This window comes from Bradyrhizobium sp. LA2.1 (genome assembly GCF_040547725.1).
GTDB lineage: Bacteria > Pseudomonadota > Alphaproteobacteria > Rhizobiales > Xanthobacteraceae > Bradyrhizobium > Bradyrhizobium barranii.
The window spans coordinates 93,841-115,877 of record NZ_JBEPQI010000030.1 but is presented as its reverse complement, the minus strand read 5'-3'; the positions used below and the strand labels follow the sequence as shown (position 1 = coordinate 115,877).

21 protein-coding genes are annotated in these 22,037 nt (G+C 64.8%); 10 read left to right on the top strand and 11 right to left on the bottom strand.

The window, feature by feature from the left end; genetic code table 11:
* Positions 1-45 precede the first annotated feature (45 nt).
* Positions 46-2,433, top strand: coding sequence for a phosphoketolase family protein (locus ABIB95_RS39930; RefSeq protein WP_354248132.1), 2,388 nt, complete (start codon positions 46-48; stop codon positions 2,431-2,433).
* A gap of 4 nt (positions 2,434-2,437) precedes the next feature.
* Entirely contained in the window at positions 2,438-3,619 is a 1,182-nt protein-coding gene (locus ABIB95_RS39925; protein ID WP_354248130.1) for an acetate/propionate family kinase, read from the top strand.
* Between the two features lie 179 nt (positions 3,620-3,798).
* Here the strand turns inward: ABIB95_RS39925 and ABIB95_RS39920 are convergent, their stop codons facing one another.
* Both ABIB95_RS39920 and ABIB95_RS39915 read right to left on the bottom strand, forming a co-directional pair.
* The gene (locus ABIB95_RS39920) at positions 3,799-4,182 is read right to left on the bottom strand and encodes a hypothetical protein (RefSeq protein WP_071916148.1); all 384 of its coding nucleotides are present in this window, start codon (positions 4,180-4,182) and stop codon (positions 3,799-3,801) included.
* A 176-nt stretch (positions 4,183-4,358) separates the two neighbouring features.
* Positions 4,359-5,198 carry an RMD1 family protein gene (locus tag ABIB95_RS39915; protein ID WP_085402542.1) on the bottom strand — a complete coding sequence of 280 codons (840 nt, stop codon included), beginning with the start codon at positions 5,196-5,198 and terminating at the stop codon, positions 4,359-4,361.
* Positions 5,199-5,533: 335 nt separating this feature from the next.
* On the opposite strand from ABIB95_RS39915, the gene ABIB95_RS39910 reads away from it, so the two are divergent.
* From ABIB95_RS39910 to ABIB95_RS39900, 3 genes are all read left to right on the top strand, one after another.
* Complete coding sequence (locus tag ABIB95_RS39910; protein WP_354248128.1) at positions 5,534-6,109, top strand: glycosyltransferase family protein; 576 nt, start codon at positions 5,534-5,536, stop codon at positions 6,107-6,109.
* Positions 6,110-6,175: 66 nt separating this feature from the next.
* Positions 6,176-7,153, top strand: a complete 978-nt coding sequence (locus ABIB95_RS39905; RefSeq protein ID WP_166350243.1) for a bifunctional helix-turn-helix transcriptional regulator/GNAT family N-acetyltransferase — start codon at positions 6,176-6,178, stop codon at positions 7,151-7,153.
* The gene (locus ABIB95_RS39900; protein WP_354248126.1) at positions 7,153-7,278 is read left to right on the top strand and encodes a hypothetical protein; all 126 of its coding nucleotides are present in this window, start codon (positions 7,153-7,155) and stop codon (positions 7,276-7,278) included. The genes ABIB95_RS39905 and ABIB95_RS39900 overlap by 1 nt, the downstream gene beginning before the upstream one ends.
* A gap of 235 nt (positions 7,279-7,513) precedes the next feature.
* On the opposite strand, the gene moaB is transcribed toward ABIB95_RS39900, so the two are convergent.
* Both moaB and ypfJ read right to left on the bottom strand, forming a co-directional pair.
* Positions 7,514-8,077: a molybdenum cofactor biosynthesis protein B gene (gene moaB, locus ABIB95_RS39895; protein ID WP_354248124.1), complete on the bottom strand. Its 564-nt coding sequence runs from the start codon at positions 8,075-8,077 to the stop codon at positions 7,514-7,516.
* Positions 8,078-8,233: 156 nt separating this feature from the next.
* Positions 8,234-9,169 carry a KPN_02809 family neutral zinc metallopeptidase gene (gene ypfJ, locus ABIB95_RS39890; RefSeq protein ID WP_063985124.1) on the bottom strand — a complete coding sequence of 312 codons (936 nt, stop codon included), beginning with the start codon at positions 9,167-9,169 and terminating at the stop codon, positions 8,234-8,236.
* 401 nt (positions 9,170-9,570) lie between these two features.
* On the opposite strand from ypfJ, the gene ABIB95_RS39885 reads away from it, so the two are divergent.
* Positions 9,571-10,701, top strand: a complete 1,131-nt coding sequence (locus ABIB95_RS39885) for a site-specific DNA-methyltransferase (RefSeq protein ID WP_354248122.1) — start codon at positions 9,571-9,573, stop codon at positions 10,699-10,701.
* A gap of 174 nt (positions 10,702-10,875) precedes the next feature.
* Positions 10,876-11,202: a hypothetical protein gene (locus tag ABIB95_RS39880; protein WP_071916154.1), complete on the top strand. Its 327-nt coding sequence runs from the start codon at positions 10,876-10,878 to the stop codon at positions 11,200-11,202.
* Between the two features lie 16 nt (positions 11,203-11,218).
* Here ABIB95_RS39880 and ABIB95_RS39875 read toward each other — a convergent pair whose 3' ends face one another.
* The gene (locus ABIB95_RS39875; RefSeq protein ID WP_354248119.1) at positions 11,219-12,109 is read right to left on the bottom strand and encodes an SDR family NAD(P)-dependent oxidoreductase; all 891 of its coding nucleotides are present in this window, start codon (positions 12,107-12,109) and stop codon (positions 11,219-11,221) included.
* Positions 12,110-12,212: 103 nt separating this feature from the next.
* Here ABIB95_RS39875 and ABIB95_RS39870 point away from each other — a divergent pair, with 103 nt between their 5' ends.
* On the top strand, positions 12,213-13,088 hold the full coding sequence (locus ABIB95_RS39870; RefSeq protein WP_354248117.1) for a LysR family transcriptional regulator: 876 nt from the start codon (positions 12,213-12,215) through the stop codon (positions 13,086-13,088).
* A 161-nt stretch (positions 13,089-13,249) separates the two neighbouring features.
* A complete protein-coding gene (locus ABIB95_RS39865; protein WP_354248115.1) occupies positions 13,250-13,936 on the top strand; it encodes a glutathione S-transferase family protein in 687 nt (228 codons plus the stop codon).
* Between the two features lie 68 nt (positions 13,937-14,004).
* On the opposite strand, the gene ABIB95_RS39860 is transcribed toward ABIB95_RS39865, so the two are convergent.
* The 5 genes from ABIB95_RS39860 to ABIB95_RS39840 form a co-directional block, all read right to left on the bottom strand.
* On the bottom strand, positions 14,005-16,014 hold the full coding sequence (locus tag ABIB95_RS39860; RefSeq protein WP_354248113.1) for a HAMP domain-containing methyl-accepting chemotaxis protein: 2,010 nt from the start codon (positions 16,012-16,014) through the stop codon (positions 14,005-14,007).
* A gap of 270 nt (positions 16,015-16,284) precedes the next feature.
* Positions 16,285-18,831 (bottom strand): HWE histidine kinase domain-containing protein, encoded by a 2,547-nt coding sequence (locus ABIB95_RS39855; RefSeq protein ID WP_354248111.1) that lies wholly within the window; start codon positions 18,829-18,831, stop codon positions 16,285-16,287.
* Positions 18,828-19,412, bottom strand: coding sequence for a biliverdin-producing heme oxygenase (locus tag ABIB95_RS39850; protein ID WP_354121001.1), 585 nt, complete (start codon positions 19,410-19,412; stop codon positions 18,828-18,830). Before ABIB95_RS39850 ends, ABIB95_RS39855 begins: the two co-directional genes overlap by 4 nt.
* Positions 19,413-19,544: 132 nt before the next feature.
* Positions 19,545-19,712, bottom strand: a complete 168-nt coding sequence (locus tag ABIB95_RS39845) for a DUF1127 domain-containing protein (RefSeq protein WP_247314320.1) — start codon at positions 19,710-19,712, stop codon at positions 19,545-19,547.
* Between the two features lie 53 nt (positions 19,713-19,765).
* Entirely contained in the window at positions 19,766-20,209 is a 444-nt protein-coding gene (locus ABIB95_RS39840) for a nuclear transport factor 2 family protein (RefSeq protein ID WP_247314322.1), read from the bottom strand.
* A 91-nt stretch (positions 20,210-20,300) separates the two neighbouring features.
* Here ABIB95_RS39840 and ABIB95_RS39835 point away from each other — a divergent pair, with 91 nt between their 5' ends.
* On the top strand, positions 20,301-21,224 hold the full coding sequence (locus ABIB95_RS39835) for a LysR family transcriptional regulator (RefSeq protein ID WP_247314324.1): 924 nt from the start codon (positions 20,301-20,303) through the stop codon (positions 21,222-21,224).
* Positions 21,225-21,317: 93 nt separating this feature from the next.
* On the opposite strand, the gene ABIB95_RS39830 is transcribed toward ABIB95_RS39835, so the two are convergent.
* Positions 21,318-21,938 carry a glutathione S-transferase family protein gene (locus ABIB95_RS39830; RefSeq protein WP_071917660.1) on the bottom strand — a complete coding sequence of 207 codons (621 nt, stop codon included), beginning with the start codon at positions 21,936-21,938 and terminating at the stop codon, positions 21,318-21,320.
* Positions 21,939-22,037 lie beyond the last annotated feature (99 nt).

Below are 22,037 nucleotides of genomic sequence, written 5' to 3'. Positions count from 1 at the left end.
CGGAACAAAGTTGGTGACGATCGCTAGGTGAAGGTCAGCAGGAACATGACAAATCAACGACAATCGGCCTCAGGGAGCAGCGACCTCGATCTGCTCGATCGCTATTGGCGCGCCGCGAACTACCTCTCCGTCGGGCAAATCTATCTGCTCGACAATCCGCTGCTACGCGAGCCGTTGCGGCCGGAGCACATCAAGCCGCGCTTGCTCGGCCATTGGGGCACGACGCCCGGTTTGAACTTCATTTACGCCCATCTCAACCGCGTCATCCGCGCGCTCGATGTCAGCGTGCTCTATATCTGCGGTCCCGGCCATGGCGGCCCGGGCATGGTGGCCAACACCTATCTCGAGGGCAGCTACAGCGAGATCTATCCTGACGTCGCGCGCGATACGGACGGATTGCGAAAACTTTTCAGGCAGTTCTCCTTCCCCGGCGGCATTCCGAGCCACGCGGCACCGGAAACGCCGGGCTCGATCCACGAAGGCGGCGAGCTCGGCTACGCGCTGGTGCACGCCTATGGCGCCGCATTCGACAATCCCGACCTGATCGTCGCCTGTGTCGTCGGCGATGGCGAAGCGGAAACCGGCCCGCTCGCGGCGTCCTGGCACTCGAACAAGTTCCTCAATCCCGCCCATGATGGCGCCGTGCTGCCGATCCTGCATCTCAACGGCTACAAGATCGCGAACCCGACCGTGCTCGGACGGATGCGCGACGCGGAGATCCGCGACCTGTTCCGCGGGTTCGGCCACGAGCCGCTGTTCGTCGAAGGTGACGATCCCGAATTGATGCACCAAGCCATGGCGGACGCGCTCGACGTCGCGCTCGCCAGCGTCCGCTCGATCCAGCAGCATGCCCGCGACGGCCGCAAGAGCGTCGAGCGGCCGCGCTGGCCGATGATCGTGCTGCGCAGCCCGAAGGGCTGGACCGGCCCGAAGGAGGTCGACGGCAAGAAGGTCGAGGGCTTTTGGCGCGCGCATCAGGTTCCCGTTGCGAGCTGTCGCGAGAACCCGGCGCACTTGAAAATCCTCGAAGACTGGATGCGCAGCTACGAGCCCGAAAAACTGTTCGACGGCACCGGCGCGCTCATTCCCGAGCTCCAGGCGCTCGCGCCCGAAGGTAACAGGCGCATGGGCGCCAATCCGCACGCCAACGGCGGCCTGCTGAAGAAGGAGCTGAAGCTGCCGGACTTCCGCAGTTTTGCGTTGGACGTGCCGCAGCCGGGCGGGGTGACGGGCGAAGCGACGCGTGAACTCGGCAAATTTTTGCGCGACGTCATCCGCCTCAACGCCGAGACGCGCAACTTCCGCATCATGGGCCCGGACGAGACCGCGTCAAACCGGCTCGACGCCGTGTTCGAGGCGACCGAACGGGTCTGGATGGAACCGACGGAGCCTTACGACGTGCATCTCGCACAGGACGGCCGGGTGATGGAGGTTTTGAGCGAGCATCTCTGCCAGGGCTGGCTCGAGGGCTATCTGCTCACCGGACGGCACGGCTTGTTCTCCTGCTACGAGGCCTTCATCCACATCGTCGATTCCATGTTCAACCAGCACGCCAAATGGCTGAAGGTGACGCGACATCTGCCCTGGCGGCGACCGATCGCCTCGCTGAACTATCTCCTGACCTCGCATGTCTGGCGGCAGGACCATAACGGCTTCAGCCATCAGGATCCCGGCTTCGTCGATCTCGTCGCCAACAAGAAGGCCGACATCGTCCGCATCTACTTCCCACCCGACGCCAACACGCTGTTGTGGATCGCCGATCACTGCTTGCGCACCTATGACCGCATCAACGTCATCGTCGCCGGCAAGCAGCCGGCGCCGCAATGGCTGTCGATGCAGGACGCCGCCACGCATTGTGATGCCGGCATCGGCATCTGGACCTGGGCCGGCACGGAGGATGCGGATGGCGAGCCCGACGTCGTGATGGCCTGCGCCGGCGACGTGCCGACATTGGAGACGCTCGCCGCCGTCGATCTGCTGCGCAAGGCGCTGCCCGACCTGAAGATCCGCGTCGTCAACGTCGTCGACCTCATGACGCTGCAGCCGAAAGACCAGCACCCGCACGGCCTGTCCGACCGTGACTTCGACAGCCTGTTCACACCAGACAAGCCCGTGGTCTTCGCCTATCACGGCTATCCCTATCTCATCCACCGTCTCACCTATAACCGCACCAACCATGCCGGAATGCATGTGCGCGGCTTTGCCGAGGAAGGCACCACGACGACGCCGTTCGACATGGTCGTGCTCAACGGGCTCGACCGCTATCACCTCGCGATCGAGGCGATCGCGCGCGTGCCGGGTCTGGCGACCAAGGCCGCGCAGGTGCAACAGCAGTTCCGCGACAGACTGATCGAACATTCGCACTATGTGCGCGAACACGGCGAGGACATGCCTGAAATTCGCGACTGGGTCTGGCCGGGCAAAGCGGGTTGACGTCATGACGGCGTCGGCACTCGTGCTCAACTCGGGCTCGTCGAGCATCAAGTTCGGCCTGTTCGACATCGCGGCGGACGAGCCTGCCCTGCTCTGCAAGGGCCTGCTCGACGAGCATGAGGCGAAGCCGCGGCTCGTGGTGAAAAGCCCTGCGGGCGGAGACCTGTTCGAGACGCAGAGGGAAGCATCCGATGCGGACAGCGGTCATCTGTTCGCGGAGGTGCTCGACTTCATCGAGGAGCGTTTTGCCGACCACCGCCTGCGCGCCGTCGGTCACCGCATCGTTCATGGCGGGCCGGATTATTCGGGGCCGGTTGAGCTGACTGACGACGTCTACGCAAAGCTGGACGCACTGACGCCACTGGCGCCGCTGCACCAGCCGCGGTGCCTTGAACCAGTCCGCACCATCAGGGCAATAAAGCCCGACCTGGCACAGATCGCATGTTTCGACACCGCCTTTCATCACAGCATGGCGCCACCCGCGAGCCGCTTCGCCATCCCGCGGCGCTATGAAGAGCGCGGTATCCGGCGCTACGGCTTTCACGGCCTCTCGTTCGAATACGTCGCGGGGCGCCTCGCGAAAATCGCGCCGCAGTTCGTTGCCAAGCGCACCGTCATCGCGCATCTCGGCAATGGCGCCAGCCTGTGCGCGTTGCGCGATGGCCGCAGCGTCGACACCACGATGGGGCTGACGCCGCTCGATGGCCTCGTGATGGGCACCCGGAGCGGCACCATCGATCCCGGCGTGCTGCTCTATCTGGAACAGCACGAGAGGATGTCGGTCGAGGATGTCCAGCACCTGCTCTATCACGAGTCAGGCCTGCTCGGCGTCTCCGGCATCTCTGCCGACATGCGCACGCTGCTGGCGAGCCGTGAGGCTGCGGCGCGGCAGGCGGTCGAGCTCTTCACCTTCCGTGCGGCGCAGCAGGTCGCGGTGATGGCGACCACGCTGGGCGGGCTGGACTGTCTGGTCTTCACCGGCGGCATCGGCGAGCATGCGAAGGAAATCCGCACCGCGATTGGTGAGCGGCTCGGGTGGCTCGGCGTGCATATTGACGCGGGTGTGAATGACGCGGCACGCGAGCGGATCAGCAGCAGTGGCAGCACCGTCAATGTGTTCGTCATTCCGACGAATGAGGAGCTGACGATCGCTCGGCATTGCGCGGCTGTGCTGCGAGCGAAATGAAAGCCCGGTCGACCGCTGCATCTTTCCCTTCTCCCCCGTGGGAGAATTTCAGCGGGCCATGACTTGTCGGGCCATGACTTGTCGCAGCGCTGCTGCGCCACTGTCGAAAGGACCATGGTGCGCAAAGCAAACGATTTCGCCAGCGCTTCGAGCACCATGGGCCAACTACGTCGCTCCGCTCAGTACGGAGAGTACCCGCCCGGGCAAACATAGTTTCCGTAAGCGTCATAGCCGCAGCCGCTGCGGTAGTAGGCCCCTGTCGCAGCTGCGCCGATCGCCGCGGCCCCCACTGCCGCCGCACCGACGCCGTAACGATATCCGCGATACCCTGCATAAGCGCCCCGATAGCCGTAACGCCCGCCGCGCACGGCGACAGCACCGCCCCGATATCCACGCGCCGCGACCGCGCCCCCGCGGTAGCCTCCTGCCCGCACGGCACCGCCGTGGAAACCTCCTGCGCGCATGGCGCCGCCGCGACCGCCGCGGGCAGATGCGTCATCGGGAGTGAAGGCGACAAGCAGCATAGCTGCGGCTGCCGAAGCGATGAGAGCTTGACGCAACATCAGCGTACTCCTTCTTCGAGGGAGGAAGCCGCGGACAGCTGCACATCGCGTTGACCGCGGGTCCGATCGAAGTCTCGTGCGCTGGAGCTTCGTGCCTTTGATTTGGATCAACGTTCATCTACATGAACGACGGTTCCCCGCCCGCACAGTGGCGTGCAGGCCGATCTCAGGCCGATCTAATGCGTGCCCGACAGGATCTGGATGCACCCGATCACGACCTCGATCACGATCAGCACCACGACTGCGATTTCCAGACGCAGCGAGCGCTGGGTGTCGATGATGTCGGTCAGCGCGTTGGCGGTTTCCGAGACCGCGGTGAGCTTGCGCTCAAGCGTGTCGAGGCGCTCCTTCAATTCGTACTCGTCTTCGAGACGGGCATAGAGGCGGTCGAGCTCGGGCTTCTCCCAGAGCACGTCCGGTTTCTCGGCCACCGCGACACGGCCGGCGACGCGCTGCTGGACCAGAAGCGCATTGCCGATCAGTTGCAAGATGCCCTTGCGCCGGGGCGGCGTGCGGCCCTGCTCGGCGAGCCCCCGCGCGAAGGGCTCGATCACGTCGAAAACCGCGGCGACGCGGCGCTCGTCGCGGGCGAGCGAGGTGCTCTTGGCGAGCGCGTCCGCAACGATCAGCAGCCGATCGTCGGAGAATTTGGCGAGGCAGATCGGCCCGCCGGGCTGGATCGCCTCGGCGTTCTCATCCTTGCAGAGCTGCGCCTGTGCGATCTCCTCTTCAAAAGGGCTGAGCTCGCCGGTCACCCGCGGTTTCAGGCTGTCGATCAGCACCTTCTCCTCCGAAGGGAGGAGGCCGATCAGCACCACGACGCCGTAGCGGAAGATCACGACGAGCCCGGCATGGACGCGGAAGGCAGCAGGCGTCGAGGAGACAGGTGCGCCAAGCTCGAGCCCGGACGGATTGATGCGTTCGCCCAGCATCACGGCGCGGATCCGCAGGGTCGGCGCGGCCTCCGGCTTCGGCGATGTTGGCGTGGTGCCAACGGGAAGTTGATCGGCGTTCACTGGACTATCTCACTTTGCGCGGCGAGCGTTGCACGTTTTTCCCGTCGCAAGGTTTGTGTCAGACTGCCGGTGCAGCCTTGCGGAACGTGCCGTCCTCGCCCCGATCATATCGGCAGAGAAAGCCCCCGTTTGAAGCTCACGGAAACGACATTCGCGGAAACATTCGGCAACAGGGCCACCCCGCGCACGACATATTCGGATGCGATGGACCGGCGGCGATTTACCATCGCATGCCGGAACACCGGCGAAAAGTTGCACTCGGCGATGCCGCGTGTTTATGACACATTCATAACAAGCTACGCTTCTCCCGAAGTGCAGACATCGAAGCCTCAATCATGCTGAGCGTCATCATACCGACCGAAGGCGTCGAGCAGACGGCGGTCGCAACTCTGGCCGCGCTGGTACCCGGTGCCGCTGCGGGAATCATCAAGGAAGTCCTGCTGGTCGATGGCACCCGCAACGGTGTCATCGAGCGCGTCGCCGACGTCGCAGGCTGCCGTTTCATCGGCTTCGAGGGTTCTTCGCAGGGCGCGGCGCTCGCCGCCGGCGCGCTCCAGGCCCGTTCGCCCTGGCTGATGTTCCTCCCGGCCGGCGCCGTGCTGGAGACCGGCTGGATCGAGGAAACCACACAGTTCATCCAGGCTGTCTCGACCAGCGGCAGGGATCGCGCGGCGGTGTTCCGCTACACACGCTCGCCTTATGCCGATACCGGGTTTCGCGACGTCCTCTGGGCCGTGGTGCGCAAACTGATTGGCCCGCTGGGCGATCAGGGACTTTTGATCGCGCGCGATCATTACGACCGGATCGGCGGCTACCCGCCCCAGGCCCGCCGTTCCGAGGCGCGGCTGCTCCGGCGGCTCGGCCGCTCGTCCCGGACCATGCTGCGCAGCCGGATCGTCATGGTCGGCTAAGGTCACCGATCTTATACTTGCCAATGTCAAATAATTGTTTGACAATGGCAAGTATCGAGGTGACCCATGCCATCAGCCCTTTCGTCATCCAGCCCTTCGCCATCCGGCCCCGCTTCGACCGAACAGGTCGCTGACGACCAGGTCCAGGCGGTTCGCGCCTTCAACCGCTTCTACACCCAGAAGCTCGGCGTGCTCGACCAGCAGCTCCTGAAGAGCCCGTTCTCGCTGAGCGAGGCGCGCGTGCTCTACGAGCTGGCCCATGGTGGCGAGCAGTCGGCGAAGGAGATCGGCATCGCGCTCGGGCTCGACGCCGGCTATCTCAGCCGCATCGTGCAGAATTTCGACGAGAGCGGCCTGATCGCGCGCAAGCCGCTTCCGAGCGACCGCCGGCAGGTTCAGTTGAGCCTGACCGCGAAGGGCCGCCAGGCGTTCGCCAAGCTCGAACGCTCGTCCCAGGACGACGTCGCCGCGATGCTGCGGCCGCTGCCGGATGAGGAGCGCAGCAAGCTCACCGGTGCGATGGAGACGATCGAGCGGCTGCTCGCCATGCCGCGCACGCCATCCCCGCGCGCGACCCTGCGCGAGCCCCGTCCGGGCGACATGGGCTGGGTGGTGCAGAGCCACGGCGCACTCTACGCCAGCGAATACGGTTTCGACTCCGGCTTCGAGGCGCTGGTGGCCGAGATCGTTGCCAAATACATGACCTCCTACGATGCCTCGCGCGAGCGCTGCTGGATCGCCGACATCGAGGGCCGGCCGGTCGGCTCGGTATTTCTGGTCAAGGCCAGCGACGACGTCGCCAAGCTGCGCCTGTTGCTGCTCGATCCGGCCGCGCGAGGCCAGGGGCTAGGCCAACGGCTGGTCGCCGAATGCGTCTCTTTCGCGCGCGCTTGCGGCTATCGGCGGATGACGCTGTGGACGCAGAGCAATTTGGTCGCCGCGCGAAAAATCTATCAGGATGCCGGCTTCAAGCTGACCGCCACCGAGCCGCATCGCAGCTTTGGCCAGAACCTCACCGGCGAAACCTGGGAGCGCGATCTCTGATGCGGCACGCGCTCATCACGGGAGAGCTCGTCGATCTCTACAAGCGCCGTGCACGACGGCTGCACGCGGAAGCGTGCCGGACTATGTGGCGCGTGGTGTGGGGCTCGCTGCGACGGAAGAGCTAGTCGCTGGCGCAGCGGGCGCGATGCGCATGATTGTGCCCTCTCCCCTTGCGGGAGAGGGCAGCGACGCTGGGAGATGCGAACTCACTTGGGTGAGGGGTATGTCTCTACGGACGCAACTCTCTCGCATCGCACTCGCCGATAGATACCCCTCATCCGGCGCTTCGCGCCACCTTCCCCCACATCCGCCTTCGCCAAGGCTTCGGCGGACATGAGGGGAGAAGGGAAGAAAGCGCACTCACACCGTCGCGCCCTGCGCCTTTGCCCTTCGCAGATGCTCGTCGAGGCGCGGCATGATCTCGACGAAATTGCAGGGACGCGTGCGGTAGTCGAGCTGGGCCGCGAGGATGCCGTCCCAGCCGTCGCGACAGGCGCCGGGCGAGCCCGGCAGGCAGAAGATGTAGGTGGCGCCGGCGACGCCGGCGGTGGCGCGGCTCTGGATCGTCGACGTGCCGATCTTGGCGTGGCTCAGCATGTGGAAGGCGATCGAGAAGCCGTCCATGCGTTTCTCGAACAGCGGCTCGATCGCCTCCGGCGTGACGTCGCGCCCCGTAAAACCGGTGCCGCCGGTGGTGATGACGACGTCGACGCCGGTATCCGCAATCCAGCGGCGGACGACGGCGCGGATCGCCTCGACGTCGTCGGTGACGATCTCGCGCGCGGCGAGATGATGGCCCGCCGCGGTGAGGCGGTCGGCCAGCGTCTGGCCGGACTTGTCGTCGGCGAGCGCGCGCGTGTCAGAGACGGTGAGCACCGCGATGTTGAGCGGGATGAATTGTTTTGACTCGTCGATCGAGGCCATTGGTCCTTCCTCTCGTGTCCCGGACGCGATGCAGCGCGTCAGCGGTGCGTCGCAGAGCCGGGCCCCAGAGCTGAGAGACCGGCATTGTGGGCCCCGGCTCTGCAGCGCACCGCTGAAGAAGCGCTGCGCTGCGTCCGGGGCAGGAAGTCCTGGCGACTACGACCCGCTGCCGAACGTGTTGCAGGCCTGGACGGTGCCTTGCTGGTAGCCGGTCATGAACCACTGCTTGCGTTGCGCCGCCGAGCCGTGCGTGAAGGAATCGGGCACGACGCGTCCCGTGGCCTGGCGTTGCAGCGTGTCGTCACCGATCGCGCTCGCCGTGGTCAACGCGGCGTCGATGTCGCCGGGCTCGAGGAAGTTCGGACGCTTCTTCGACTCGCGATTGACCCAGACGCCGGACAGGCAGTCGGCTTGCAATTCGACCTTCACCTGGAGCGCATTGGCCTCGGCCTTGCTGCCGGCCTGCTGCTGCAGCCGCGTCACGCGCGGAATGATGCCGAGCAGGTTCTGGATGTGATGGCCGGCCTCATGCGCGATGATGTAGGCGGTGGTGAAGTTGCAGGCGGACTTGCCGGAGCAGCCGCGGAAGCGCGTCTCGACCTCGCGGAAGAAACTGGTGTCGAGGAAGATGGTACGATCCGGCGGACAGTAGAACGGCCCCATCGCCGACTCTGCCCGGCCGCAGCGGCCGCCATTGGTGACGTTGCGGAACAGCACCACCTTCGGACCGGTGTAGGACTGGCCGCTGGCCTGGAAGATCTCGCTCCAGCGGTCGTCGATCTCGCCGAGGATGCCGGAGATCATGCTGCCCATCTCGTCGGTCGGCGCGCCGCGCTTGGCGGAGGTCGACTGACGATCGGTCTGGTAGGAAGGCGCCTGGCCGCCGCCGGTGAGGATCTCGGCGCCGCCGATCAGGATGCGCGGATCGATGCCGAAGGCATAACCGACCAGGCCGAGCACGATGATGGTGCCGATGCCCAGACCGCCGCCGCCCATCGGCAGGCCGAACCCGCCTCCGCCGCCGCCCATGCCGCCACCGCCGTCGCGGCGATCCTCAATGTCGTCGCTGCGGCGGAAATCATCATAACGCATGGCGGGTTTCCCTCAGTCCTCAATTGGCGTCATTTGGGCGCAGAAGCGCGAAAGCTCAACGCGCCACACACGTAAAATTTCCAATGCGTTAATCAATATCCCGCTCGGCAATTATTGCCTAGTGCGACAGCATGCCGATGCCAGCAATTTTTTCCGGGGTCGTGCAATTTTTTCCGAGAGAAATTTGGCGACCTGACTGCTCCCGCAACGCGAAGAAATACGAAATACACTGGAAAACACGACGAATGCGCAGAGCGAAACGCGCGCCATGCGCGATGCGAGGGATGCTCACGAAAGCGGCGGGTTAAGTCGATTTTTACTTTGCCGCTCCATTGTAACGGTCAGTCGGTTGTTTGGTCCCGCGTCGCCGACAGCGTCGCCTGAGTCAGAGTTCTTGAGTCATGGTAGTGTCGCGTCGCGGGGCGTCTGCAAGGGCGCCCCGCACAAATTTTGAGTCCGCTTCGCACAGCATCATCCTCGGTGATTGCGTCGCCGAGATGTCGAAGCTTCAGGCCGGTTCGGTCGACCTCGTGTTCGCCGATCCGCCCTACAATCTCCAGCTCAAGGGCGATCTGAAGCGCCCCGACGAATCCCATGTCGATGCCGTCAACGACGACTGGGACAAGTTCGATTCGTTCTCCGCCTATGACGATTTCACCCGCGCCTGGCTGCTTGCCGCCCGCCGCGCGATGAAGCCGTCGGCGACGATCTGGGTGATCGGCTCCTATCACAACATTTTCCGCGTCGGCGCGATCATGCAGGACCTCGGCTTCTGGCTCCTGAACGACATCGTCTGGCGCAAGTCGAACCCGATGCCGAACTTCCGCGGCCGCCGCTTCACCAACGCGCACGAAACGATGATCTGGGCCGCGCGTGACGAAAAAGCCAAGGGCTACACGTTCAACTACGAGGCGCTGAAGGCGGCGAACGAGGACGTGCAGGCACGGTCCGACTGGCTGATCCCGCTCTGCACCGGCGAGGAGCGCCTCAAGGGCGCCGACGGCAAGAAAGTGCATCCGACGCAGAAGCCGGAAGGCCTGCTCGCGCGCGTGCTGCTGTCGTCGTCGAAGCCCGGCGATCTCGTGATCGATCCCTTCAACGGCACCGGCACCACGGGTGCTGTCGCCAAGCGTCTCGGCCGCTCCTATATCGGCTTCGAGCGCGACAAGACCTATGCCAAGGCGGCGGAAGCCCGCATCGCTGCGGTCGAGCCGCTGCCGGAAGAAAGCCTCGCCCCGTTCATGACCGCGCGCGAAGCGCCGCGGGTCGCGTTCTCCGAGCTGATCGAGCGCGGCATGATCATGCCCGGCACAAAGCTGTTCGACGCCAAGAAGAAGCTCGGTGCGCTGGTGCGTGCCGACGGCGCCATCATGCTGGGCGACAAGGTCGGCTCGATCCATCGCATCGGCGCGGTGGCGCAAGGGGCGCAAGCCTGCAACGGCTGGACCTTCTGGCATGTCGAGACCAAGAAAGGTCTCAAGCTGATCGACGAGCTCCGCGCCGAGATCCGCGCCGGCATGGCGGTCGAGTAGTTTCCCGCGATCTCGTAGGGTGGGCAAAGCGAAGCGTGCCCACCATCTTGAGTGCCGCGTGAGACGCGGCGGGCACGGCGCTTCGCGCCTTTCCCCACCCTACGGCTCCTTGAATGACGCACCGGCCAGGACTACATTTGCCCGATCAGCCCCGTCCTGACCGGTCCGGCTCCCATGCGACGACAGTCCGAGACTTTGCTGCTGGTGCCGCTGCTGCCGATCTTCCTGCTCGGCATGTTTCCGATGTTCCTGATCGCCCTGCTCGGCTTTTTCGGCCTCGCGATCTTCGGCGTGCTGATGGTCTGCGTCGGGCTCGCCAGCAGCAACGAGGCGCATGACAATTTCAATCACGACGTCATCGTACACGGCTACGCGCGCGGATCGGAGCGCAAGACGCGGGCCTCCAGCATGCACGCCGCCACGCGGCTCGCGATGCGGCTGGACGCTGTCGGCGCCGGGATGATCGTCATCGCCGTCGTCGGCCTGCTCTATTCCAGTTGAGCGTCGAGGCGCGGCCTCACGGCGCCAGACGTGCGATCAATCGATCGGAGGCATCCATGAGCGCCGTCGCGTAGGATCGCTCCGTAGACGAAGGGCTCGGCAGGATCGCCTCAGCCTTGTTGTTGAACATGACACCGCTGCGGCCGTTGAGATCAGGCGACACCAGGAGCGGCACCAGTCGCTCGGCATAGGCGTCCGGCTCGACCATCATGAAGCTGGTCAGCCAGTTGATCAGCGAGACGAGCGCGCGCGACCCGAGCAGATTGGCGCGAATATCGGTCTTCACGAAGCCGGGATTCAGGCCGAACACATCGACATCGGCAAAGCGCCTGGCGGCCTCGAGGACGAGCACTTCGTTGCCCGCCACGGTGTTCGAGTGGGCTGCGAACCGCTTGTAGCTCCGTTCCGAATTCAGATCGCCGACATCGGCCCTCTGCTCCGTCCCGGGGAATCCCATGACGAATATCCGAGGCTTGAATGTGGCCGTGGCCCTGTCCCTTCCAAGACGAGAGGCGATCGCGTTCAGGATGACGAAGCGGCTCAGATAGCTGACGGCAAGATCGCGTTCGATGCCTTCCGCCGTCACCTCACGCCTGGGCCCCGCCATGATGCCGGTCGTGAAGACGACGATGTCGAGCGTCTCGGCGGGAAGCTCACGGCCGATCCGCCTGGCTTCCCGCATCAGGCTCAGATCGGCCTGCATGAATGCGATGCCCGGCACGTTCTGATCGCGGAACGTCTGGCCGACGACGAGGACACGCGCCCCCTTGGCCGCCAATTGGCGGCTGAACGCCCGGCCGATGCCGCCGGTGCCGCCGATCACCGCCACATTCAATCCAGCGAGCCTGAGGCCTTCGAGCGCCGGCGGATTCACCTTCAGGTTCTTGTCGAGTTCTACGCGTTTCATGGATGGCTTGCCCTGCAATGTCAGCAAAGGGCAGATGGACCTTCCATTCAGTGGAATAAATACCGTAAAATGGAACTGATTGATCCATTATTGGAATAATGAAATGGCGTTGTTGAACGACATGGCACTGTTCGTGGAGGTCGCGAAGGCCCGCAGCTTCCGTCGCGCCGCCAAGACCCTCGACATGCCCAATTCGACGCTGTCGCGCAGGATCGATCTCTTGGAGAAGGAGATCGGGCTTCGCCTGTTGAACCGGACGACGCGCAAGATCGAATTGACCGAAGCCGGCCAGATCTACTTCGAGCGCTGCAAGCGCATCGTGGACGAGGCGCGCCTGGCGCATGAGCAACTGGACGGGATGCTGGCGCAGCCGAGCGGCATGCTCCGCGTCTCGCTGCCGGTGGATTTCGCGAACACCTACCTCGCACCGTTGATCGCCGAATTCGCGCAGCAATATCCCGACATCGATTTCGAATTCGACCTGACGCCGCGACGTGTCGATCTCGTATCGGAGCCGTTCGATCTGGCGATCCGCGTCGGAGAATCAGAGCCGTCCCACATGATCGCGCGGCCGCTCGCCCGCATGCCGGGATATCTCTACGCCTCGCCGCGCTATCTCGACATCAACGGCGAGCCGCATGAACCGGCGGACCTCACCCGTCATCAATGCCTGTGCATGACGAAGGTGAGTGCGTGGACGTTACACAGGGGCACGCAGATGGAGCAGACCGACGTCGGCGGCCGTTTTCGGCTCAACAACGTGGGACTGATCCGCCGCCTCGCAACGCTCGACATGGGCATCGCCTTTCTGCCGCAAGAGATCGTGGCCGACGAAGTGGCGGATGGCCGGCTGCGTCGCATCATGCCGCAATGGCAGGGCTCGCCCGTCACCGTCTACGCAGTCACCGAGACGCGCCTGCTGCCAGCCAAGACGCAGCGCTTCATTGAATTCCTGCGGGAACGGCTCAGCCGGACTTGAACCGCCATTACGGCGGCGATCGGCCCTTGTTACGCCGGCTGATCTGCGTACCGCGCAGACACCGCCCGGCAAACTCGCCGGTTGCTCTCCCAGGCCATGTTCAGGCAGAGAAAGCCACGACGCTGCATTCATTCTCTAAAAAGGGAATCGGGGAGACAAACATGCTCAAATTCTATTTCAACGGATCGCCGAACCCGACCAAGGTCGCGCTTTATCTTGAAGAGGCCGGCCTGGCCTTCGAGCCGGTCAAGATCGACACCCGCACGGGCGAACAGTTCGCGCCGGACTATCTGAAGATCAATCCGAACGGCAAGGTGCCGGCGATCGACGACAACGGCACCATCGTGTTCGACTCGAACGCCATCCTGCTCTACCTCGCCGAGAAGACCGGCAAGTTCCTTCCCGCCGCCAACGTCCGCGGCGAGACGCTGTCATGGCTGATGTTCATTGCCACCGGCGTCGGGCCGTATTCGGGCCAGGCCGTGCACTTCAAGCATTTTGCGCCGAAGGACCAGAACCACGACTACGCGCATAACCGCTACCAGTACGAGACCGATCGCCACTACAAGATTCTCGACGGTCACCTTGAAGGCCGCAGCTACATGGTCGGCGACGGCTATTCGATCGTCGACATGGCGCTGTGGGGCTGGGCGCGGATGGTGCCGTTCAAGCTCGGCGACGATGCCTTTGCGCGCTACCCGAACGTGAAGCGGCTGGTGGACGAGATCTCGGCGCGGCCGGCAGCGGCGCGTGCGATTGCCCTGAAGGACAAGTTCACCTTCAAGGCCGAGATGGACGACGAGGCGCGCGCCAACATGTTCAAGCACATGACGACGAAAGTCGCCTGATCGCGCGACGCAGCTCTTGGAGGCCACGCGCATGCGCGTGGACCTTTGCTTCTGCGGGTCCGCGCCGGTCAGGCGGCGTGGACCGAGTCCAGGAACTTCGCGACTTCCTGCTTCAGCCGGTTGCTGTCTGAAGACAGCGAGCGCGCCGCCGAGAGCACCTGCGAGGAGGCCGAGCCGGTCTCGGAGGCGCCGCGCTGGACGTCGCCGATATTGATCGAGACGCGCTGCGTGCCGTGGGCGGCCTGCTGAACGTTGCGGGAGATGTCCTGCGTCGCCGCGCCCTGCTCTTCCACGGCGGCGGCAACCGCCGACGAGATTTCCGACAGCCGCTCGATCGTACCGCTGATCTCACGGATCGAGCCGACCGACTGCTCGGTCGCGGCCTGGATGCTCGAAATCTGCTGGCCGATCTCGCCAGTCGCCTTCGCGGTCTGCTCGGCCAGCGCCTTGACCTCGGAGGCGACCACCGCAAAGCCGCGGCCGGCCTCGCCGGCGCGCGCGGCCTCGATGGTGGCGTTCAGCGCCAGGAGGTTGGTCTGGCCGGCAATCGTGCTGATCAGCTCGACCACGTCGCCGATGCGGGCGGCCGCCTTGGACAGCTCGCCGACGCGCTCATTGGTCCTGCTCGCCTGCCCGACGGCCTCGTTGGCGATCCGAGCGGATTCCTGCACCTGGCGGGCGATCTCGGTGACCGAGGAGGACAGCTGCTCGGTCGCGGACGCCACCGCCTGCACATTGGCCGTGGCCTCCTGTGACGCCGAGGCCACCTCGGTCGACAGATTCTGCGCGCGCGTCGCGGTCGCCGTCAGCGTGCCGGCCGAAGCCTCCAGCTCGTTCGATGCCGACGACACGGTGTCGACGATCTCGCCGACCGCCTGCTCGAACTGGTCGGCGAGCCGGACCATGTCGGCCTTGCGGCTCTCCGCCTGCCGCGCCTCGGTCTCGGTCTGCTCCGTGCGCAGCCGTTCGGTGTCGATCATGTTGGTCTTGAACACCTCGATCGCCTTGGCCATGTCGCCGATCTCGTCGGCCTTGCCGCGCCCGGGAATCTCGACCTCGAGATTGCCGCCGGCCAGCAGCCCCATCGCGCGCGTCATCAAGGTCAGGGGGCCGACGATGCTGCGGGCGATCAGGAAGGCGACGATCAATCCGAACAGGGTGGCAAGGCTGCCCGCGATCGCCTGCACGGTGGTCGTGCCGTCAATCACGGCTTCGGCCTGGCTGCGCGACTCCTTGTAGTCCTTCTTCAAGGCGGCTTCCGCGACCTTGAGCTTGGCGATGCTGTCGACGATGAGGGGCGCGAGGCTCTTGTGGTAGATCTCGTCGGCCTGGAGCATCGCGGCCGACGTCGTCTCGAACGCGGATTTGTAGATTCCGAGCGAGGTCTTCACCGGCGCGAGCGTCGTGCGCAGTTCGGTCGCCTGCGGGCTCTTTTCGAGCGCCGAGAGGCGCTGCGACGCCCTGTCCACATTGGTTCTGAAGTTGGCGGGCCCCTTACTGTCGCGCAGGGCCAGGAAACGCCAGTTCGCGATCTGGACGAGAAGGAGCCTGGATTCGAGATCCGCAACGAGGGCCCCGGTGTCTTCGTCGACGGCTGCGCGCGCCACATCGACCAGCTTGCCCATCTTGACAGTCAGCTCGTCACCGCTCGGCAGCAGCGTCGCCTTGCCCGTCCGCGCCTCATTGACGGCGTCGCCGAGATTGTCACGCAGGCTTCGCATTTTCGCGATGTCGGCGATCAGATCGTTGTAGAGCTTCCGCCGCTCCTCGGAGAGCGTCCCCTGCGCCCCGGCCTTCAACAGCTCGGTCGCCGCGGTCTCCCGCTCTGCGGCCTCCTTCATTGCGGGCTCGCTGGCGTCGTAGATGTAGCGCAGATTGGCGCGCTGGATCGCCTGAAGATGGGTCGAGACCTCCAGGACCCGCGCCGTGCTGTCCGAAAACGCCGAAGCCTTTGCGACCTGGTCCTGCACGGACCGCAAATTCCAGATGGCGACCACCGCCATCACGAGACCAACCGCCACCAAGGCCATGAAGCCTGCGTACAGGCGCCCCCTGATCCGCAAACGAAAGTTCGGCATTCCCACTGTCCACCCAGGTGCATGTGAATTCGGGCGGACGAACGACCCCGGCAATCGTCACGGCCACCCCCGGCAGCCGCGAGTCGCTTTTCGGCACCCACGCTGCACCGCGGTACAATGAGGGACACTCGTTAATTGAACCTTCCGATTTTTCGCGCATGTGTGCGCCGGCCCGCACAGGACCTGCTGATTTTATCGGCAGTTGCGCAGGTTTCGGCGCAAAGCCCGCAGCCGCTTGCAGAGCGCTGCACGCGTCGCCGGGATGGATGTCTATTGAGCGACCGTCCCCTCCAATTTGCCGAGCGCGTTCTCGACGACTTCCAGCGTGTAGGGCTTCTGGACCACCGGCGCGGACGCCAGCTCTTCCGGGATCGGCGCGCGCTCGCCATAGCCGGTCGCGAACATGAAGGGCACGCCGATCTCCTTCAGCTTCTCGGCCACCTTGATGCTGCTCTCGTTGCCGAGGTTGAGATCGAGCAGCGCAAAACCCGGACGCGTGCGCTCGATCGCGCGCAACGCCTGGTCGACGCTCGCCGCAGTATCGACATGGCGGGCACCGAGATCGAGCAGGATGACTTCCGCCGCCATGGCGATGATCAGATTGTCCTCGACGATCAGTGCCGTCTCGGAAATTCGTGGACGGGCGGGTTGCTGCTCTTCGACGCGCATGGCGGCTCCTGCGATTGATGGGACCAATTCGACGAAATTGGGCGGGATGACGAATTTGGCCTGGACGCCCAGCAGGTCGAAGCGGATCTCGGCTTCGCCCTTGAGGTCGAACGGCACCGAGCGCTCGATGATGGTGGTGCCGAAGCCGCGGCGCGACGGCGGCTGCACCGGCGGCCCGCCGCTCTCCTTCCACTCGATCTCGAGGCTCGAATTCGGATCGAGCCGCCAGACCACCTCGACCTGGCCGGTGGAATCCGCGAGCGCGCCGTATTTGGCGGAATTGGTCATCATCTCGTGCACGACCAGCGCCAGCGTCGCGAACGCCTTGGGATCGAGCGCGACATCGGGCCCGCCCATCTTCACGCGGCCGGCGCGCGCGCCGAGATAGGCGCCGGCCTCGGACTCGACCAGCGAGCGCAGCGCGACCGGCGCCCAGTTCAAATTGGTGATCTGGTCGTGGGCGCGGGCCAAGGCCTGGATGCGGCCGCCGAGCACGCCGGCGAACTCCTCGACCGACGTGGCGGTGTCCTTGCTCTGCGCCACCAGCGCGCGGACGAGGCTCAAAATGTTGCGGACGCGGTGATTGAGCTCGGCGATCATCAGCTCCTGCCGCTCCTGCGCGCCGCGACGCTCGCGGGCGGCAAGGTCGGACAGTTGCAGGATCACTTCAAGCAGCGTGACGCGCAGGCTCTCGGCGATGCGGATGTCGGCCGTGGACCACGGTTTCGACTGGCCCGCCACCGTTTCCTGCCAGAGCTCAAAGCTCTTGCGCGGCGTCAGTCGCGGTCCGTTCGGTCCCTCGTCATAGACCTTGTCGGGCGCGCCGGCCCAGTTCACCGAGCGCACGACCTCGCGCCGGAAGAAGATCAGGCAATCGCGCGGAGTCCGCGAGATCGGAATGGCGAGGAATCCCGCCGCGCGGTCGCGAAAGGACTGGCCGGCGGCATAGACCTTGGCAATCTCGGCACTGGCGAAAATCCGTCCCGGCGAGGTCCGGTTGATGAAGGCAACCAGCTCCTTCACCTCGTCCTCGGTCGGCGTCTGGCCCTGAAGCGTGATCTTGTTGTCGGACCACACCGCCACGCCGTCGCAATCGATCATCCCGCGATAGTCGCCGAGGAAGTCGACAATCGCGCGCCGACTGTGCTCGTGCGAGGCCGCGGTCTCGATCAACCGCTCCTGCACCTGGTGAGCGCGCATCTCGTAGGCGACATTGCCCTCGCGCTCGCGCCCCTCCACGATCCAGGAGAACATCTGCCCGAACAGCTCGGACGCGGTGCGCTTCTCGAACGAGATGTAGCGCGGCGAATAATGGTGGCAGGCGAACAGGCCCCACAGCTTGCCGTCGCGCAGGATCGACACCGACATCGAAGCCCCGACGCCCATGTTGCGCAGATATTCGATGTGAATCGGCGAGACCGAGCGCAGCACGCTCATGGAGAGATCGAGCAGCCCAGCATTGTGCGTGGCCGTCGAAAACAATGCGGCTGGTTTCGAATTGATATCGGCGATGATGCGCAGCCAGTTGCGCTGATAAAGGATGCGGGCCTGCTTGGGGATGTCGGAGGCCGGATAGTGCAGGCCGAGGAACCGTTCGAGGCCGGCTTCCGCAGCTTCAGCGATCACCTCGCCCGATCCGTCCGGATGAAACTGATAGACCATGACGCGGTCGAACCCGGTCAGGACCTTGAGCTGGCGCGCCGCCTCGCGGGCGAGCTCGGTCATGCCGCGCGTCTTGCGGATTCGCTCCAGCATCAGGCGGACGAGCTCGCCGGAATTGACGCCGGGCTCGTTGACGCTGGGCTCCGCCTCGATGACCAGATAGGCTCCGGAGAAGTGGATGGAGAGATCGTAAGGCGGTTTGCCGGCCTGGAGCTCGACACCGAACATGCGCTCGGTCGTATCGGGGCCGCTGAGATGATCGACGCGGCTGCGAATGGTCTCGACGGCGGCTTCCGAGATGACGCGCGACAGCGGCTGCTGGAGCAGGTCGGCGACGTCAGTCCCGAGAAAGCTGTCGACATTGTCGGAGGCCATGCAAATCGTGAAATCCGACAGCACCGTGAGCAGGAAGCCGAACGGCTGGACGCTGCCGGGGATGTGGATCGGCTCGCGATCGCAATTGGTGAGATTGACCGCCTCGTTCATGCGCGGTCCGCCGCCTGCTCGAAGGCCGCGAAGGCGAGACGTGCCGATTCGATCGTCTCGTCCGCGTCGCAATCCTCTTCGTTTTGAAGTTTCGCCAGAAAGCTCTGCCAGAGCCGTTTGCCCGCGCCATGGCTGAGATAGGCGGTGGCCTCGCCGATGCGCGGATCGCCCGCATCCGCGACCGCCTTCAGTAGAAACTTTGCGCCGAGCCGGGAGCCCTCCAGAACGTATAACGTGCCGAGCATGCCACTGCGCGTCAGCGGCGGCACGGACACGGTGGATTGTGCGGCGCTGCCGAGCTGCGCGAGATCGGCCGCGATCGCGGCGCTACGCGCTCGCTCCCGCCAATCCGGAAACATCTTGGCGACGCCGGCCTGCACAAGCGCAGCTTCGAGCGGAAGAAGTGCGCCGGCGCTGGCTTGCAGGAAGCGGCGGTAACCGGACAGGACTGTGAGGTCGAACGACGAAAGCTGCGCATCGAGCTCCCGGTGCGCATTCGCAGTCGCATCTCTCAATCGTTCGCGGAGTCCGGAAAAGCTGCGGCCCACCTGTGTTGAAACGTCCGAAACCCCAGCCAGCATGAAATGTCCCAAACGCGTGCGATGCCGGGGGCGCGATTGCCTCCGAACCGAGCAAACGTCCGGCGGAACCCGAAGGTTCCGCCGGCTACGATAAAATGGGAGGCAGGCGGCACCTGGATCTCGTCCGTTTGTCTAACTCCGTCGCACCGGTCTCCTCAGTTCGTACGCGATCTCCGCCCGGGTCATGCCGCAGTCCTGAAGCTCCCGGTCGCTCATGGCGGCGAGCTGGTACCGGGCCCGCGACCGTTCGCGCCTGACATGGACAATCGCTATCAGCCTGCGCCAGATCGACACGACCATCGCCGAACGCGGCCGACGGCACCGGTCGGCGGACGAGATGGTCCTCAATCCGGTCAGCTCGCGGCCCTCACGGGCGTCTGCGGAAACGGACCGAGCGCCTTCTCGGTCAGGGTCGAGTCGCAATATTCCCGGATCTCCTTGATCTTCCCGTCCTCGAGACGAAACACCAGGCAGTAGTCGTTGTCGTAGCGCACGCCCTCGGGCGTGACGTTGTCGCCCTTGGCTTCCACCGCGACGACGTCGCCATCGGCGATGAAACGGTGAGCTACGGTGCGGGTCCGGTCGCGCAAGCGGGTGCGCACATAACCGTGCAGATCGTTGAGGATCGCCTCCTTGCCGGTGAAGGTGCGCGACCAGGAATACTGGCCGGTGACGACCCATCTGGCATCGTCGGCAAGGCTTGCGGCGAACAGAGCCCGATCGCGCGCGGCCGGATCGGGGCTGGCGGCGGCGGCAAAGATATCCTGCATCAGTTTCTTGTTGGCGCTCGCGCTCATGGCGGCATCTCCGTTTGGTGGCAACACGGAGATCATCCCTGCCGGATAAGAATTCTTCAAATCGATAGTGGATATGATATCTATTCGCCTTATGAATTTGAATTCGCTTGACCTCAATCTCCTGACCGCGCTCGACGCGCTGCTGCGCGAGGCCAATGTCAGCCGGGCCGCGCTTCGGATCGGGCTGTCGCAGCCGGCCGCGAGCCATGCGTTGCAACGCCTGCGCGACATCTTCGGCGATCCGCTGCTGGTGCGCACCGGCGCGCGCATGGAGCTGACGCCGCGGGCGCAAGCCCTCCGCGCACCGCTGGCCCAGGCGCTCGACCAGGTGCGCGGGCTGTTCATACCCGACGACTTCGACGCCGCGCGCAGCGAGCGGCAATTCCGCCTGATGATGCCGGATCTCGCGGTCGAGCTGCTGATGCCGCCCTTGATGGAAAAAGTGACGCGGGCCGCGCCCAACGTCCGTATCGACGTCGTACCGTGGCGGGGCCCTGCGATCTTCCACGCCGAGTTCGCCCGCACCATCGACCTCGTGATCTCGATCGGCAACGCCTTCAAGGGCTTTCACCGCCAGTTGCTCTACACCGACAGCGACGCGCTGGCGGTGCGGCGCGGCCATCCCATGGCTGCGAAGCTGAAGCGGCGCGAGACGTTCCTGGCGGCACGCCATGTCGGCGTGATCATCCGCGGCCAACCGGAGGATCTCATCGACACCTGGCTGCGGACCAAGGGCATCGAGCGGCACATTTCGCTGGTGGTGTCAGGCTATCTCGAAGCGCTGCACGTCGCCGCCCGCACCGACCTCGTCGCCTTCGTGCCGCGCCGGCTGATCGCGGCGCTGTCGAAGCAGTTCGGCCTCGTCACGGTGACGCCGCCGCTCGATCCCGGGATCGACGAACAGTTCATGTTCCATCCGACCCGCGCACAGATGGACCCGGGCTCGATCTGGCTGCGGCGGCTGATGCTGGCGACGGGACGGGAATTGGACCAAGCCAAGCGCAAGCTATCGTAGGGTGGGCAAAGCAAAGCGTGCCCACCACTTCTTTCATAGCGCGGATAGATGGTGGGCACGGCGCTTCGCGCCTTTGCCCACCCTACAAGAACCTTACGCCTTCTGCGCGTCCATCACCTTGCGCACGGCGGGGCGGTCTGACATGCGCTTGAAGTGATCGGCGATCTTCGGCGTGGCATTGATGTCGACGCTGTCACCCTCGAGCCAGAGCGAGAGCGTGTGGAGGTAGGGATCGCAGATCGTGAACTGGTCGCCCATCACCCAGGGACCTTTGAACATCTTCTGCTCGATCAAGGAGAAGCAGGCGCCCATGCTCTTCGGCACCATCGCCTTCATGTCGGCGAACGAGCTCTCCTGCGTCGCCCAGCGCGCGCCGCGCATCTTGTGGGCATGGTTGATGTGCGCGGTCGAGCAGAGATAGGAATTGAACGACTGCACCTGGGCGAAGTCGAAGGGATCGTCGAGCGGCGCGAGCTTCGCCTTGGGGAAGGTCTGCGCGATGTAGGCCAGCATCGCAGGCGTCTCGGTCAGCACGCCGCGATCCGTCACCAGCGCCGGCACGCGGCCCTTCGGATTGATCGCGAGATAGTCCGGGCTGTTCTGCTGGTTATCCTTGAAGCTCAGCCGTTCAGCCGTGTAGTCGGCGCCGGCCTCCTCCAGGGTCATGTAGGTGGCGAGCGCGCAGGTGCCGGTCGCGTAGTAGAGCTTGAGCATGTCGGACCTCATGGGAAAATTGGAAACTAACGGCTGCGGGCCGCCAGGTCCATAGCACGGCGTTCTCCGTGCTTTTGCTCTTCGCAGTTGCCCACCGCC

What these genes read in the sequence shown, in the direction of transcription:
- ABIB95_RS39930 (WP_354248132.1), top strand. Translation starts at nt 46, where the DNA reads ATGACAAATCAACGACAATCGGCCTCAGGGAGCAGCGACCTCGATCTG.
- ABIB95_RS39925 (WP_354248130.1), top strand. Translation starts at nt 2,438, where the DNA reads ATGACGGCGTCGGCACTCGTGCTCAACTCGGGCTCGTCGAGCATCAAG.
- ABIB95_RS39920 (WP_071916148.1), bottom strand. Translation starts at nt 4,182, where the DNA reads ATGTTGCGTCAAGCTCTCATCGCTTCGGCAGCCGCAGCTATGCTGCTT.
- ABIB95_RS39910 (WP_354248128.1), top strand. Translation starts at nt 5,534, where the DNA reads ATGCTGAGCGTCATCATACCGACCGAAGGCGTCGAGCAGACGGCGGTC.
- ABIB95_RS39905 (WP_166350243.1), top strand. Translation starts at nt 6,176, where the DNA reads ATGCCATCAGCCCTTTCGTCATCCAGCCCTTCGCCATCCGGCCCCGCT.
- ABIB95_RS39900 (WP_354248126.1), top strand. Translation starts at nt 7,153, where the DNA reads ATGCGGCACGCGCTCATCACGGGAGAGCTCGTCGATCTCTACAAGCGC.
- moaB (WP_354248124.1), bottom strand. Translation starts at nt 8,077, where the DNA reads ATGGCCTCGATCGACGAGTCAAAACAATTCATCCCGCTCAACATCGCG.
- ypfJ (WP_063985124.1), bottom strand. Translation starts at nt 9,169, where the DNA reads ATGCGTTATGATGATTTCCGCCGCAGCGACGACATTGAGGATCGCCGC.
- ABIB95_RS39885 (WP_354248122.1), top strand. Translation starts at nt 9,571, where the DNA reads ATGGTAGTGTCGCGTCGCGGGGCGTCTGCAAGGGCGCCCCGCACAAAT.
- ABIB95_RS39880 (WP_071916154.1), top strand. Translation starts at nt 10,876, where the DNA reads ATGCGACGACAGTCCGAGACTTTGCTGCTGGTGCCGCTGCTGCCGATC.
- ABIB95_RS39875 (WP_354248119.1), bottom strand. Translation starts at nt 12,109, where the DNA reads ATGAAACGCGTAGAACTCGACAAGAACCTGAAGGTGAATCCGCCGGCG.
- ABIB95_RS39870 (WP_354248117.1), top strand. Translation starts at nt 12,213, where the DNA reads ATGGCGTTGTTGAACGACATGGCACTGTTCGTGGAGGTCGCGAAGGCC.
- ABIB95_RS39865 (WP_354248115.1), top strand. Translation starts at nt 13,250, where the DNA reads ATGCTCAAATTCTATTTCAACGGATCGCCGAACCCGACCAAGGTCGCG.
- ABIB95_RS39860 (WP_354248113.1), bottom strand. Translation starts at nt 16,014, where the DNA reads ATGCCGAACTTTCGTTTGCGGATCAGGGGGCGCCTGTACGCAGGCTTC.
- ABIB95_RS39855 (WP_354248111.1), bottom strand. Translation starts at nt 18,831, where the DNA reads ATGAACGAGGCGGTCAATCTCACCAATTGCGATCGCGAGCCGATCCAC.
- ABIB95_RS39850 (WP_354121001.1), bottom strand. Translation starts at nt 19,412, where the DNA reads ATGCTGGCTGGGGTTTCGGACGTTTCAACACAGGTGGGCCGCAGCTTT.
- ABIB95_RS39845 (WP_247314320.1), bottom strand. Translation starts at nt 19,712, where the DNA reads ATGGTCGTGTCGATCTGGCGCAGGCTGATAGCGATTGTCCATGTCAGG.
- ABIB95_RS39840 (WP_247314322.1), bottom strand. Translation starts at nt 20,209, where the DNA reads ATGAGCGCGAGCGCCAACAAGAAACTGATGCAGGATATCTTTGCCGCC.
- ABIB95_RS39835 (WP_247314324.1), top strand. Translation starts at nt 20,301, where the DNA reads ATGAATTTGAATTCGCTTGACCTCAATCTCCTGACCGCGCTCGACGCG.
- ABIB95_RS39830 (WP_071917660.1), bottom strand. Translation starts at nt 21,938, where the DNA reads ATGCTCAAGCTCTACTACGCGACCGGCACCTGCGCGCTCGCCACCTAC.